Source organism: Bosea beijingensis, from assembly GCF_030758975.1.
In the GTDB taxonomy this organism is placed as follows: domain Bacteria; phylum Pseudomonadota; class Alphaproteobacteria; order Rhizobiales; family Beijerinckiaceae; genus Allobosea; species Allobosea beijingensis.
Genome location: NZ_CP132359.1, coordinates 4,571,265 through 4,583,076 on the forward strand (window position 1 = coordinate 4,571,265; position 11,812 = coordinate 4,583,076).

Genomic DNA, 11,812 nt, shown 5'->3' on the forward strand with positions numbered 1-11,812 from the left:
CATGGCAGGACGTTTGAAGGGCAAGGTCGCGGTCGTCACCGCCGCGGGGCAGGGGATCGGCCGGGCTATCGCCGAGGCCTTCGTCGCCGAAGGCGCCACCGTCTGGGCGACCGACAAGGACGTCGCCCTACTGGAGGGCATTCCGAAGGCGAAGAAGCGCAAGCTCGACGTGCTCTCCAGCAAGGCGGTCAATGCCTTCGCCGAGAAGGTCGGTCCCGTCGACATCCTCGTGAACGCCGCCGGCTTCGTCCATCACGGCACGGTGCTCGACACCGACGACAAGGCCTGGGATTTCTCCTTCGACCTCAACGTCAAGTCGATGCACCGCACGATTCAGGCCTTCCTGCCCGCCATGCTGGCCAAGGGTTCGGGCTCGATCGTCAATATCGCGTCCGGCGCCGGCTCGGTGCGCGGCATCCCGAACCGCTACGCCTATGGCGCGACCAAGGCGGCGGTGATCGGCCTGACCAAGGCGGTCGCGGCCGACTACATCAAGAAGGGCGTGCGCGCCAACGCGATCTGCCCCGGCACGATCCAGTCGCCCTCGCTCGATCAGCGCATCAAGGACCTCGCCCAGGCGACGAAGACGACCGAGGCCGCCGCCCGGCAAGCCTTCATCGATCGTCAGCCCATGGGGCGGCTCGGCACGGCCGAGGAGATCGCCGCGCTCGCGGTTTATCTCGCCGCGGACGAGTCGAGCTACACGACGGGCCAGATCCATCTGGCGGATGGCGGTTTCGCCCTCTGAGGCGTGCTTCCGAATGGAGGGCGGCCAGCGCCCTCCATTCTCCTGACGCGGTTGCCAGCAAGAGCGACCCGAGACGAGAACCGGACAGGGAGATCTCATGCATGTCCTGATCACGGGTGCGGCCGGCATGGTCGGCCGCAGGTTGGCGGAGCGTCTGGCCCGCGAAGGCCAATGCGCCGGCCAGGCGATCGACAGGTTGACGCTGACCGATGTGGTGCCGGCTTCGCTGCCGCCGGAGCTTGCCGATCGCGCGACGATCCGCGTCGAGGATGCCGGCGATGCGGCCGTCGCCAAGCAGCTCGCGGCGCTGCGGCCGGACCTGATCTTCCACCTCGCAGCGATCATCTCCGGCGAAGCCGAGCGCGATTTCGATAAGGGCTACCGCGTCAATCTCGACGGCATGCTGAACCTGCTGGAGGCGATCCGGCACGAGGGCGGCTCGGATTACGTGCCGAAGCTCGTCTTCACCAGCTCCAGCGGCATCTTCGGCGCGCCGTTCCCGTCGTCGATCTCCGACGAGTTCCACGTTACGCCCCTGACCAGCTACGGCACGCAGAAAGCGATCGGCGAATTGCTGCTGGCCGACTACACCAGGCGCGGCTTCATCGATGGCGTCGGCATCCGCTTTCCCTCGATCGTGGTTCGGCCGGGCAAGCCCAATGCCTCCGCCGGCGGCTTTTTCTCCGGCATCATCCGCGAGCCGCTGCAGGGCGTGGAAGCGCTGCTACCGGTTGGCGAGGAGGTGCTCTTCACCCATGCGAGCCCGCGCTCCGCGGTCGGCTTCCTGATCCATGCCGCCGGCCTTTCCCGCGAACAGCTCGGCCCGCGCGTCAACCTGACCATGCCGGGTGTCTGCGTCACCGTCGGCGAGCAGATCGAGGCGCTCCGGCGCATCGCCGGCGACAGGGCGGTGAAGCTGATCCGGCGCGCACCCGATCCGGCTTCGGCGGCGATCGTCGCCGGCTGGCCGACCCGCTTCGATGCGAAGCGCGCGCTGGCGCTGGGCTTCACGGCCGAGCGCGATTTCGACGAGATCATCCGCGTCCATATCGAAGACGATCTCGGTGGCCATCTTCCGAACTGACGACTCTTAAAAGCGAACCCTCAGGACAGATAAGATGCATATTCTCGTTCTCGGCGGCGCCGGCATGGTCGGGCGCAAGTTCATCGAGCGGCTGGCGCGCGACGGCCAACTCGGCGGCAAGCCGGTGACGCGCGTAACGGCGCAGGACGTCGTCGTCGCTTCGCCGCCGCCTGCCGCGCCCTTTGATTTCGAGGCGGTGGTCTCCGATCTCTCGATCCACGGCGAATCCGAGAAGCTGATCGCGACGCGGCCGGAGGTGATCATCCATCTCGCGGCGGTGGTCTCGGGCGAGGCAGAGGCCGATTTCGACAAGGGCTACCGGATCAATCTCGACGGCACGCGCTATCTCTTCGAAGCGATCCGCCATGCGGAAGGCTACACGCCGCGCGTCGTGTTTACCTCGTCGGTCGCGGTGTTCGGCGCGCCGTTCCACGACAAGATCGAGGACGAGTTCTTCACGACGCCATTGACCAGCTATGGCACGCAGAAGGCGATCGGCGAACTGCTGCTCTGCGACTATTCGCGGCGCGGCTTCTTCAATGGTGTGGGTATTCGCCTGCCAACGATCTGCGTGCGGCCGGGCAAGCCGAACAAGGCGGCCTCCGGTTTCTTCTCCAACATCATCCGCGAGCCGCTGAACGGCGAGGAAGCGGTGCTGCCGGTCTCCGACCAGGTCCGCCACTGGCACGCTTCGCCACGCTCGGCCGTCGGATTCCTGATCCATGCCGCGACGATGGATACGGCCGCGATCGGCCCACGCCGGGCGCTGACCATGCCAGGCTATTCCTGCACCGTCGCCGAGCAGATCGAGACCCTGCGCAAGGTCGCCGGCGAGAACGTGGTGAAGCGCATCCGCCGCGAGACCGACCCGGTGATCGACAAGATCGTCGCCGGCTGGCCGCGCAACTTCAATCCGCAGCGGGCGCTGGCGCTCGGCTTCAAGGCGGAGGCGAATTTCGAGGAGATCATCCGCGTGCATATCGAGGACGAACTGCACGGGACCTTCGTGAAGTAAGGTAACAAAAAGGGCGGCCGGTGAGGCCGCCCTTTCCATAGGTGGTGCTCGCCTGCGGTCAGCTTTCAGGTGAGCTTGTCGTAACCGATGCTGTCTGGATGATCGCTGCGCTGGCCTCGATCGTCTGCACGCGGTTCCGGCCGTCGCCCTTGGCCTGATAGAGATACTCGTCGGCGATGCGCAGCATGTCCTTGAAATGCTCGCGCAGTATATTCGCTTCGTGGACGCCGAAGCTCGCCGTGATGCGCCGGCCCCGAAGAGTCTCGATCTGCAGGGCCGCGATGGCCTCACGCAGCCGCTCGGCGATCTGCACGGCTTCCTTGAGATTCGTTCCCGGCAGGAAGGCGCAGAACTCCTCGCCGCCGAGTCGCGCGACCAGATCATAGGGACGCAGCACGCGCTTCATGGTTTCGGCGATGGCGACGAGCACCTCGTCGCCGGCATCATGGCCGAACGTGTCGTTGATGCTCTTGAAGTGGTCGATGTCGAGCACGATGACCGAGAGCGACTTCTGCTCGCGGCGCGAGCGCGCGATCTCGGAGCTGACGACCTCGGCCAGCCAGCGGCGGTTGCCGAGACCTGTCAGCATGTCCGAAAAGGCCTGGCGCTTCAGGCGATTGAGCTTCTCCTCGAGGCTGTTGATCAGCGCGCGTACCTCATCGGTCAGGTGCCCGACATCGTCGTCGCGCTGCTTGACGAGGCGCGGGATGCGGCCTTCGAGCCGGTAGCTCTTCAAGCCGCGTGCAAGATCGCTCACGGGTAGCAGCAGATGCCGCATTACGATGAAGGCGAATGCAGTCCCGGCGATCGTCGCCAACAATATGATGGCCAGGATGGCCTGGGCGCTGATCGCAGCACCAGATGCGACATAGGCTGCGATAGAAATGATCGGGATATGGGTAGCAACGAAACAGCCGGCAAAAGCCTGAGCCAGCAAGGAAGAACTTAGAAATTCTCGAATCTGCGTCGTCTTACGTTTCACAAGGCACACTCCGCTTGTTCAGAGTGCGCAACGGCTAGCAGCCGGAGGCTTCACTGAAGGTGATCGAATTCGCTCGCATTTTAACGAGTTGCACCGTTCCGACAGCAAAAGAAGTGGCGGTCTCTGGCCGCCACTTCTTCGGGTTGTACAGCCCGATGCCGAGTAATCAGGCCGGGCAGGGCTCGGCCTGTTCCTGCTGGCGGCGCGGGGGTATGCCGAGCGCCGGCGCGCGTGCCGGCTCCTCGTCCGCCTCCGGATCGGGCGCATGCGCCCAGCCGCTGGCGCTCCAGCTCTTCAGGGCCGCCCAGGTCGAGCGGTCGAGCCGGAACTGCTCGCACGGGAAAAGTCCGCCACGCGCCGGCAGCGACTTCAGGAACGAGCCCTCGGAGCGGAAGCCGGACTTCTCCAGCACCCGCCGCGAGGCCGGGTTGATGACGCGGGTATCCGCCTCGATCGCCGGCAGCTCGATCAGCGAGAACAGGCTGTCGATCAACCCCTGCACCGCCTCGGTCGCGTAGCCCTTGCCCCAATGCGGGGTGCCGAGCCAGTAGCCGATGAAGGGCACGCCCGTCGCCTGCCTGTGCGCGCTGACCATGCCGATCAGTTCGTTGGGCTTCGAGCGGGGGGTGATGGCCAGCGCGAGATGCTCGCCCAGGGCATTGCCCTTGCGGGCCCCGAAGATGAAGGGCTCGACCGCCTGGGGCGGGTAGGGATGGGGAATCGATGCCGTCATCTCCGCCACCGCTTTCTCGCCGGCAAGGCGCAGGATGGCATTGGCATCGGCCATGCGGGGCCAACGCAGCCAGAGACGGCGGGTCTCGAGCCGGAAGACATCGTCGCGGGTCAGTTCGGGGAACATATCGTCTCTCCGTCGGCGCAAACGAAAAAGGGAGCTGGGACTTTGGTCCCATCTCCCCTTCGCTGACCTTCGGGAGACCCTATTCGGGCCGTTTAACCCTTGATCCGTTCGGTTCGATGGAACCGGCGGATCGAGAGAATTCCCTATCCGCCTTTTACTCTGCGGCCTCTTGGGCCGGGACTACGTTCACGAAAGCTCGGCCGAGTTTCGTCGTGAATCGGACTCGGCCATTCGTCGTCGCAAAGAGGGTATGGTCTTTGCCCATGCCGACATTGGCGCCGGCATGCCACTTGGTGCCGCGCTGACGAATAATGATGTTGCCGGAAACGACCGCCTGGTCGCCGAACTTCTTCACGCCGAGGCGCTTGCTTTCAGAATCACGGCCGTTACGCGACGAGCCGCCTGCCTTTTTGTGAGCCATAACGCCCTACCTCAAAACTTGTCGTGTCTCTCTAACCCGAATCGGCGGCGAAAGCCACCCGTCTCGGATACGAAATGCCGGAGCACCATTCTGTCAGGAGCGACAGACCGGGACGAGCAGTCCCGGGGATGGTGATCCGGCGCGGATTATCTGCGCCGGGAAACCCGGTCTCAGGCCTCGGACGCCTCGTCCTTGGCCTTCTTGGCAGGGGCCTTCTTGGCCGCGGCCTTCTTCGGCTTCTCAGCCGCCTCGCCAGCCTCGGCCTTGGCGGCCTTCGGCGCAGCCTTCGCCTTGGCGGCGGCCGGAGCAGCGGCGGCATCGGCCTTCTTCATCTCCGGCTTCTTGCCGCCGGTGAGGATGTCGGTGATGCGGATGACCGTCAGCTCGGCGCGGAAGCCGCGCTTGCGCTTGGAGTTCTGGCGGCGGCGCTTCTTGAAGGCGATGACCTTCTCGCCACGGGCCTGCTCGACGATCTCACCGACGACGGTGATCTCGGAGAGGGCCTTGGCGTCGAGCGTGGTCTTCTCGCCCTCGGTGAGCATCAGCACCGAGTCGAACGCGACGGTGTCGCCGGCGTTGCCCTCGATCTTGGCAGCGGTGATCTTGTCGTTGGCGGTAACGCGGAACTGCTTCCCGCCGGTCTTGATGACTGCGAACATTTTGTCCTCCATGTTCGGCCCCGTCCTGTCGCAGCTTCCGGATGGAGGCCCGCGGGACGGCTTTTTGGCAGTCGATTGCGTGGTCTGGCTTGCTCTTGCCGGCATGCGACGCAGCGCACATGCCAAAAGAGATCGGGCGCGGGTTTCCCCACGCCGGACGGTGCTCGATAGTCGCAAGGCCGGGTGAGGTCAAGCGAAAGCGGCTGTGAAGAGTGGATTTCTCTGGGTAGTAAGGCTTGCCCCCTGGGCGCGGCTTGTGTAACAAGCGCCTCGCTTCGACCGAAGGCGACCGCGGACAGGTGGCAGAGTGGTTGAATGCACCGCACTCGAAATGCGGCATACCTGCAAGGGTATCGGGGGTTCAAATCCCTCCCTGTCCGCCACTTCCTCGCGCTAACAAATTGAAATCGTTAGCGTCATTCTGGCGCTTCGGCGCGCTTCCTCGATTTATCCCCCACTTTCTCGAAGGCATGGACGGAAGCCGGCAAACGCAGACGGCTTGGCGTCAAAGGAAACTCCAATGGCGAAGCGCTCAAAGTCAAAAGCCCTGGAAGCTGAATTCACGATGTTCGATGTCGTCTATGAGGATGGCTCAAGGACCTCGAACCGACGTGTTCCGACCGAATTGCTCGGCGGATTGGATGGCGATGAGCCTGCGCGCGACGCGATAGCCGAGCAGGATCGGATCATTTCGGAAAAATCCGGCAAGCCTCCGCTGGCGATTACGACGCTGACCCGGTCGACGAAGTCGGCCGCGGAACCGGCCAAGGATGATCGCAAGAAGCGGGCCTTACGATAGGAAGCTTCCGTTTCGCTTCAGGCGATGCCCATCTCCTTGGCGAAGCGCCGGGCGGACGTCATATCCCGCAACCCGGGCGCTCGTTCGGGGCGGCACGAAACGAACGGGCCGGGACCCCATGAGCCTCATCCGAAGGGCCACGCGCGGGTCCGCGTAGGGGCCTCGGCAGACCGAGCCCGTCGCCGCGGCCGTGCGGTCAATCCGCAAGCCGCGCGAGCAGGCCGGCGATCAGGCGGGTGCGCCGGGCAAGGCTGTCCACCTCGATATGCTCTTCCAGCGTGTGATAGCCGGCGCCGAGCAGGCTGAGGCCGTCGAGCGAGGGGATACGGGCCGCACCGGTGAAATTGGCATCCGAGCCGCCGCCGGCCGAGGCATGGCTGAGGTCCCAGCCAAGCTCAGCCGCTATGCTGCGTGCCTGCCGGTAGAGCGCCATCGTGCCTTCGTCCGGTTCCCAGACCGGGCGGGTTACGCCGCGCTCGACCGTGAAGCCTGTGCCGTCGGCCTCGCGCTGCGACAGAGCTAACATTCGCTCGACGCCGCGATCGAGATCGTCCTGCCGCTTGGCCATGCTCAGCGCCTCGGCCCGGCAGGATGTCGGTACGCAATTGACCCATTGCCCGCCCTGGATCACGCCGACCGAGAAGGTGCAGTCCTCGCCGGTCATCCCTTCGATGGCAAGGAGCTGCCGGGCCATCATGCTGATGGCGGAACGCCCGTCCTTCAGGCGTGAGCCAGCATGGCTCGGCCGGCCCTCGGCTGCGAGATTGAAGCGGGCGATGGCATAGCGCCCGGTGACGACGCCGTCGCCCGGCTGGCCGGGCTCCGGCACCAGCACATAGCGGTGGCGCCGCGCCTCCTCCATGATCAGCTCGCGCGTACCGGGGCTGCCGATCTCCTCGTCCGAGGTGTAGAGCACCGTGATCGGCAGCGGCGTTGCGACGCCTGCCTTTGCCAGCGCGATGATCGCCTGCAGCCCGGCATAGGCCCCGCCCTTCATGTCGAGAATGCCCGGCCCGTAGCAACGTCCGCCATCGCGGCGGAAGGGCAGCTTCGCCAGCGTCCCGACCGGATGCACCGTGTCGAGATGCGACATCACCAGAATGCCGGGCTCGCCCTGGCGCGGATGCGGGAACGTCGCGCGCACGCAGTCGCCGAGCCCCTCAGGTCCGGGGATGCGGGTGATGGTCGCGCCGGCCGCCGCGGTATCGGCAGCGGCGAGGTCCATCATCCGGTTGACGGCGGCGGGATCGAAAGTCGGGCTCTCACACTCGATCCAGGGGCGCAGGCCCGCGAGCATGGCCTCGGTGTCGAGCGGCAGGCGGGCGAGATCCATGATGTCGGCCCTCAGGCAGCGGTGCGGGTTTCGACGAGCCGGGCCAGCAGGCTGGCGCCAACCGGCAGGATACCGTCGTCGAGGACATAGGACGGATTATGCACCGGCACCGTGCCGGCATGGCCGACCCAGGCATAGGCGCCGGGCACGACGCGCAGCATGTCGGCGAAATCCTCGCTGCCCATCAGCGGCTTGCCGTCGGTCAGCACGCCCTCGCTGCCGACGATCTCGGCGGCTACGGCGAGGACGGCGTCGGTCTGCGCCTCGTGATTGACCAGCACGTTGAAGATGTTGCGGATATCGACCTCGATGGTGACGCCGAAGCTTGCCGCCGTGCCGGCGGCAATCTCGCGCATGCGGTCGCGGACCAGCGCGCCGATCTCCGGCGAGAAGGTCCGGATCGTGCCGGCCAGCACCGCCTCCTCCGGGATAACGTTATAGGCCGAGCCGGCATGGATCTGCGTGATCGAGAGCACGGCGGCCTCGCGCGGATCGGCATTGCGGCTGACGATGGTCTGCAGCGCATTGGCGAGGCTCATCGCCACGACGATCGGATCGCGCCCCATATGCGGCATGGCGCCATGGCTGCCGCGGCCGGTGATCTTGATGTCGAAGAAATCGGCGCCGGCCATGGCGGGGCCGGGGAAGATCGAGATCTGGCCGGGATCGAGATCGGGCGAATTGTGAAGCCCATAGATCTCGTCGCAGGGGAAGCGCTCGAACAGCTTCTCGGCGATCATGCTGCGCGCGCCGCCGAGCCCTTCCTCGGCCGGCTGGAAGACGAAGACGGCCGTGCCCTTGAAGCCGCGATTCTCGGCAAGGTAGCGGGCCGCGCCGAGCAGCATGGTGGTGTGTCCATCATGGCCGCAGGCATGCATCTTGCCGGCGACGGTCGAGCGCCAGGGCAGGTTGGTGATCTCCTGGATCGGCAGCGCGTCCATGTCGGCACGCAAGCCGATGCGGCGGCCCGGCCCGCCGGTGCCGTGGAGGATGCCGACCAGGCCGGTCTTGCCGATGCCGCGATGGACCTCGATGCCCCAGGCGGCGAGCTTCTCCGCGACGATGCTGGAGGTGCGCACTTCCTCGAAGCCGATCTCGGGATGGGCATGGAGATCGCGGCGGATGGCGACGAGCTCGTCCGTGAAGGACAGGATCTCAGGCAGGGCGGGCATGGCGGCTCCAGAAGTCGGATGTTCAGGCGAAGGGTTGGCCGAGGGGCGAGGTGCGCAGGCCGGGACGCAAACGGCGCCAGGGCAGGGCGGCCGGATCGACCGGCATCGGCCCCGGTGCGGCGCAGACAAGGATCGTCTCGGCGATCGGTTCGAAATCGGCGCGAAAATGCACCGAGCTCTTGTTGACGAGGATGGCCTGCTCGGTCGGCTCGATCCCGACTTGCCGGTACATCGCCTGATCGGCCATCTGCGCCTTGCGCGAGCCGACGACGATGCGGACATCGCCGATGCGCAGGCAGGCGCTCGGCCCCAGATTCATGCGCGATCCCCCGTAGAACGGGCCCGGCGCGATGAAGCGCCCGTCCGACAGCTTCTCGACCAGAAACTCGCCGTCGAGCGGCTTGTCGCCGGGGATGCCGGATTTCGCGCCGAGCGACAGCGCGATCGTACTGCCTTCACCGGCGGCATGCGCGGCTTGGGCTGCAGCAGGATCGACGATGACGCCGATGGCAGCGCGCTCAGCGCCGCCCTGCACCAGGGCATGGGCCATGCCCATCGTGTCCGAATCGCCGCCGGCGCCGGGATTGTCCTGCGTATCGGAGATGACGACGGGCTTGGTCGCCGTCCCGGCTAGCCGCATCGCCTCCGCCACGCCGTCCTCGGGCGAGAAGACCCGGCCTTTGAAGGCGGCTTCGCTCGCCATCACGCGAGCCAGCACGGCATCGGCCGCACGGTCGGCATCGGCCTGCGTCGCGCCATAGGCCAGCACGGTCGCGCCGCAATCGGGGAAATCCGCGGCCGGGAAGCCGGGCAGGAAGGACAGCGTCGGCACGGCCGGGCCTTCGAGCGCGGCGAGCTCGGCATAAATGGTGCGGCAGGGCTCCATCGCCGTCGCCTGCCAGGCGATGGGGATGAGATAGGGTACCTGCCGGAAGGCCTTTGCCGGGCGGGCGCCCGTCTCGATCAATTGCGCCAGCACATCGGTCGTGCGGCTGCCGGTCAGGGCCATGTCGACATGCGGATAGGTGCGGTAGGCCACGAGCGCATCGGCCATCGCCATCATCAATGGCGTGACATTGCCATGCAGGTCGAGGCTGACGACGAGCGGAACGTCCGGGCCGATCGCGGCGCGCACCCGCCGCAGCAATTCGCCTTCGCCGTCATCGTGGCCCTCGGTGACCATGGCGCCGTGCAGGTCGAGATAAACGCCGTCCAGCGGCAGCGCCGCAGCGAGGCGCTCGACCAGCTCGCCGGCGATGGCTTCGAAGGCCTCTGTCGTGACATGGGCGGAGGGGCTTGCCGCGCACCAGAGCGTCGGCACGATCTCCCAATCCCGGCCGCGGGCGCTGTCGACGAAGCCGGCCGCGCCGACATTGACGTTCTGCACGGCCGCAGAGATCGCCTCCTCGCGCGCCAGCGGCGGCCAGCCGCCGCCCTGCAGGAAGGCCTCCATTCCGGCCATGCTGGGCGCGAAGGTGTTGGTCTCGTGCAGAAATCCGCCAAATGCGATGCGACGCGGCATGGGGCCTCCCCTCGGCTGGCGCCGAGGTAATCACAGGCGGCCGTGCTCTCCAACACGCAAAAGCGCCGGCCCGGGCATGGCCAAATGGTGGGGCTGCGCTCGGCCGGCCGGTGCTCAGAGGAGGGCCGCCAAGACCCCCGCAAGCCGCAAGCGAAGTGGGGCGCAAAACTAACCCAACATGCGGATACGTGCCTGCGACGTCGAATGGGGTTGAACCGATCCGGAGGTTTACGCCTTAATCGCCCTTCCCACAGCAAGGAGGCAACCAATGAGATTGGCGCTCGCCATCATCACCTTGGCTCTCACCGGCTGCAACGGCACGCCGGAATCCAACCACCCCGTGCGGGACTACACGGTCGGCACGGCCGAATGCTCGAAATTCGGCTGGGGCACGGCCCAGATGGCCGAATGCCTCGACCGCGCCGCCGAGCGACAGTCGGCGACGGTTTCGCAGGGTCGCTCCGGCGAAGCCGGTTAAGCTTGCAACGAAGGCTGCGCTGGGGGCATCCCCCTTCGCAGGCAGGGTTGCGCGCCGCCGGCAGGCGCGGCAAAGATGGGCCCATGATCAGGATCTCGATTGTCGCCAGCGTGGTTGCCGTTTTGGCCGCCGGCTGCGTTTCATCCCGCCCCCAGCCGGTCGCGCAGCCCGCGGCGGTTCCCGCCAAGCATATCGTTCGCGAGGGCGCGCAGCTCGTGCTGCCCGACGGCACGCGGGTCACGCCGGACTATACCGGCGGCTTTACGCTGCCGAACGGGGACTATGTGAAGCGCGAGCGCGGGGCGCTGGTGCTGCCCACGGGCGCGCGTTGCCAGCCCAGCCCGAACGGCTACGCCTGCCCCTGACGGACCGGCGCGGGGGGGCCCTGTCCGGGCGTCAGTTCGCGCTTGAGGCCTGGCGGGATTTTTTCGCCGTTCCGGCGGCGGAATCGTCGGATTCGTCGAGGACGTGGTTGTGGCTGCGGAAGGCCCAGATTTCCTTGGCGGCTTCCCAGTGCTCGCGGTCGCGGCCCTCGGGCTGGCCGTCCTTGATCCAGAGCCCGTAGGCAATCTTCCGGATTTCGTGCTGGGTCTTGTCGTCCTGCTTCATGTCTCGCCTCCATGATCGCTCCCCGAAGCGCATCGGGGAATCCTGGTTTCGGAGAGGGTGACGGCCTTGCCGTGTAGAGGAACAACCACGGATCGACCGGGGTGTTCCCGCGCGCGATGAAAGATCCGCCC

At 66.4% G+C, this 11,812-nt stretch carries 14 protein-coding genes and 1 tRNA gene; 7 read left to right on the forward strand and 8 right to left on the reverse strand.

Annotated elements, in window-relative coordinates; genetic code table 11:
- Nucleotide 1 precedes the first annotated feature (1 nt).
- The 3 genes from Q9235_RS21765 (at nucleotide 2) to denD (Q9235_RS21775) (ending at nucleotide 2,847) form a co-directional block, all read left to right on the forward strand.
- The gene (locus Q9235_RS21765; protein WP_199085188.1) at nucleotides 2-748 is read left to right on the forward strand and encodes an SDR family oxidoreductase; all 747 of its coding nucleotides are present in this window, start codon (nucleotides 2-4) and stop codon (nucleotides 746-748) included.
- 97 nt (nucleotides 749-845) lie between these two features.
- The gene (denD, locus tag Q9235_RS21770; protein ID WP_306223883.1) at nucleotides 846-1,832 is read left to right on the forward strand and encodes a D-erythronate dehydrogenase; all 987 of its coding nucleotides are present in this window, start codon (nucleotides 846-848) and stop codon (nucleotides 1,830-1,832) included.
- Between the two features lie 34 nt (nucleotides 1,833-1,866).
- A complete protein-coding gene (gene denD, locus Q9235_RS21775; RefSeq protein ID WP_306223884.1) occupies nucleotides 1,867-2,847 on the forward strand; it encodes a D-erythronate dehydrogenase in 981 nt (326 codons plus the stop codon).
- Between the two features lie 58 nt (nucleotides 2,848-2,905).
- Here the strand turns inward: denD (Q9235_RS21775) and Q9235_RS21780 are convergent, their stop codons facing one another.
- From Q9235_RS21780 to rplU, 4 genes are all read right to left on the reverse strand, one after another.
- Nucleotides 2,906-3,829: a GGDEF domain-containing protein gene (locus Q9235_RS21780; protein ID WP_306223885.1), complete on the reverse strand. Its 924-nt coding sequence runs from the start codon at nucleotides 3,827-3,829 to the stop codon at nucleotides 2,906-2,908.
- Nucleotides 3,830-3,995: 166 nt separating this feature from the next.
- Nucleotides 3,996-4,688 (reverse strand): GNAT family N-acetyltransferase, encoded by a 693-nt coding sequence (locus Q9235_RS21785; protein ID WP_306223886.1) that lies wholly within the window; start codon nucleotides 4,686-4,688, stop codon nucleotides 3,996-3,998.
- 154 nt (nucleotides 4,689-4,842) lie between these two features.
- Nucleotides 4,843-5,109: a 50S ribosomal protein L27 gene (gene rpmA, locus Q9235_RS21790; RefSeq protein WP_199085184.1), complete on the reverse strand. Its 267-nt coding sequence runs from the start codon at nucleotides 5,107-5,109 to the stop codon at nucleotides 4,843-4,845.
- A 170-nt stretch (nucleotides 5,110-5,279) separates the two neighbouring features.
- Nucleotides 5,280-5,768, reverse strand: coding sequence for a 50S ribosomal protein L21 (gene rplU, locus Q9235_RS21795; protein ID WP_306223888.1), 489 nt, complete (start codon nucleotides 5,766-5,768; stop codon nucleotides 5,280-5,282).
- 293 nt (nucleotides 5,769-6,061) lie between these two features.
- On the opposite strand from rplU, the gene Q9235_RS21800 reads away from it, so the two are divergent.
- A tRNA-Ser gene (locus tag Q9235_RS21800) sits at nucleotides 6,062-6,151 on the forward strand.
- A 137-nt stretch (nucleotides 6,152-6,288) separates the two neighbouring features.
- A complete protein-coding gene (locus tag Q9235_RS21805; RefSeq protein WP_306223889.1) occupies nucleotides 6,289-6,567 on the forward strand; it encodes a hypothetical protein in 279 nt (92 codons plus the stop codon).
- Nucleotides 6,568-6,763: 196 nt separating this feature from the next.
- Here Q9235_RS21805 and Q9235_RS21810 read toward each other — a convergent pair whose 3' ends face one another.
- Genes Q9235_RS21810 through Q9235_RS21820 form a run of 3 tightly spaced genes read right to left on the reverse strand, consistent with a single transcriptional unit; the run spans nucleotide 6,764 to nucleotide 10,594 of the window.
- Nucleotides 6,764-7,900: a M20/M25/M40 family metallo-hydrolase gene (locus Q9235_RS21810; protein ID WP_306223890.1), complete on the reverse strand. Its 1,137-nt coding sequence runs from the start codon at nucleotides 7,898-7,900 to the stop codon at nucleotides 6,764-6,766.
- Between the two features lie 11 nt (nucleotides 7,901-7,911).
- Nucleotides 7,912-9,072 carry a M20 aminoacylase family protein gene (locus tag Q9235_RS21815; RefSeq protein WP_306223891.1) on the reverse strand — a complete coding sequence of 387 codons (1,161 nt, stop codon included), beginning with the start codon at nucleotides 9,070-9,072 and terminating at the stop codon, nucleotides 7,912-7,914.
- Nucleotides 9,073-9,094: 22 nt separating this feature from the next.
- Nucleotides 9,095-10,594 carry a M81 family metallopeptidase gene (locus tag Q9235_RS21820; protein WP_306223892.1) on the reverse strand — a complete coding sequence of 500 codons (1,500 nt, stop codon included), beginning with the start codon at nucleotides 10,592-10,594 and terminating at the stop codon, nucleotides 9,095-9,097.
- Nucleotides 10,595-10,862: 268 nt separating this feature from the next.
- Between Q9235_RS21820 and Q9235_RS21825 the strand changes: the two genes are divergently transcribed.
- Together Q9235_RS21825 and Q9235_RS21830 are read left to right on the forward strand one after the other, a co-directional pair.
- A complete protein-coding gene (locus Q9235_RS21825) occupies nucleotides 10,863-11,072 on the forward strand; it encodes a hypothetical protein (RefSeq protein WP_306223893.1) in 210 nt (69 codons plus the stop codon).
- A gap of 83 nt (nucleotides 11,073-11,155) precedes the next feature.
- Nucleotides 11,156-11,437 carry a hypothetical protein gene (locus Q9235_RS21830; RefSeq protein WP_306223894.1) on the forward strand — a complete coding sequence of 94 codons (282 nt, stop codon included), beginning with the start codon at nucleotides 11,156-11,158 and terminating at the stop codon, nucleotides 11,435-11,437.
- 31 nt (nucleotides 11,438-11,468) lie between these two features.
- Here the strand turns inward: Q9235_RS21830 and Q9235_RS21835 are convergent, their stop codons facing one another.
- On the reverse strand, nucleotides 11,469-11,681 hold the full coding sequence (locus Q9235_RS21835; protein WP_306223896.1) for a DUF2934 domain-containing protein: 213 nt from the start codon (nucleotides 11,679-11,681) through the stop codon (nucleotides 11,469-11,471).
- Nucleotides 11,682-11,812: the final 131 nt, after the last annotated feature.

What these genes read in the sequence shown, in the direction of transcription:
- Q9235_RS21765 (WP_199085188.1), top strand. Translation starts at nt 2, where the DNA reads ATGGCAGGACGTTTGAAGGGCAAGGTCGCGGTCGTCACCGCCGCGGGG.
- denD (WP_306223883.1), top strand. Translation starts at nt 846, where the DNA reads ATGCATGTCCTGATCACGGGTGCGGCCGGCATGGTCGGCCGCAGGTTG.
- denD (WP_306223884.1), top strand. Translation starts at nt 1,867, where the DNA reads ATGCATATTCTCGTTCTCGGCGGCGCCGGCATGGTCGGGCGCAAGTTC.
- Q9235_RS21785 (WP_306223886.1), bottom strand. Translation starts at nt 4,688, where the DNA reads ATGTTCCCCGAACTGACCCGCGACGATGTCTTCCGGCTCGAGACCCGC.
- rpmA (WP_199085184.1), bottom strand. Translation starts at nt 5,109, where the DNA reads ATGGCTCACAAAAAGGCAGGCGGCTCGTCGCGTAACGGCCGTGATTCT.
- rplU (WP_306223888.1), bottom strand. Translation starts at nt 5,768, where the DNA reads ATGTTCGCAGTCATCAAGACCGGCGGGAAGCAGTTCCGCGTTACCGCC.
- Q9235_RS21805 (WP_306223889.1), top strand. Translation starts at nt 6,289, where the DNA reads ATGGCGAAGCGCTCAAAGTCAAAAGCCCTGGAAGCTGAATTCACGATG.
- Q9235_RS21810 (WP_306223890.1), bottom strand. Translation starts at nt 7,900, where the DNA reads ATGGATCTCGCCCGCCTGCCGCTCGACACCGAGGCCATGCTCGCGGGC.
- Q9235_RS21815 (WP_306223891.1), bottom strand. Translation starts at nt 9,072, where the DNA reads ATGCCCGCCCTGCCTGAGATCCTGTCCTTCACGGACGAGCTCGTCGCC.
- Q9235_RS21820 (WP_306223892.1), bottom strand. Translation starts at nt 10,594, where the DNA reads ATGCCGCGTCGCATCGCATTTGGCGGATTTCTGCACGAGACCAACACC.
- Q9235_RS21825 (WP_306223893.1), top strand. Translation starts at nt 10,863, where the DNA reads ATGAGATTGGCGCTCGCCATCATCACCTTGGCTCTCACCGGCTGCAAC.
- Q9235_RS21830 (WP_306223894.1), top strand. Translation starts at nt 11,156, where the DNA reads ATGATCAGGATCTCGATTGTCGCCAGCGTGGTTGCCGTTTTGGCCGCC.
- Q9235_RS21835 (WP_306223896.1), bottom strand. Translation starts at nt 11,681, where the DNA reads ATGAAGCAGGACGACAAGACCCAGCACGAAATCCGGAAGATTGCCTAC.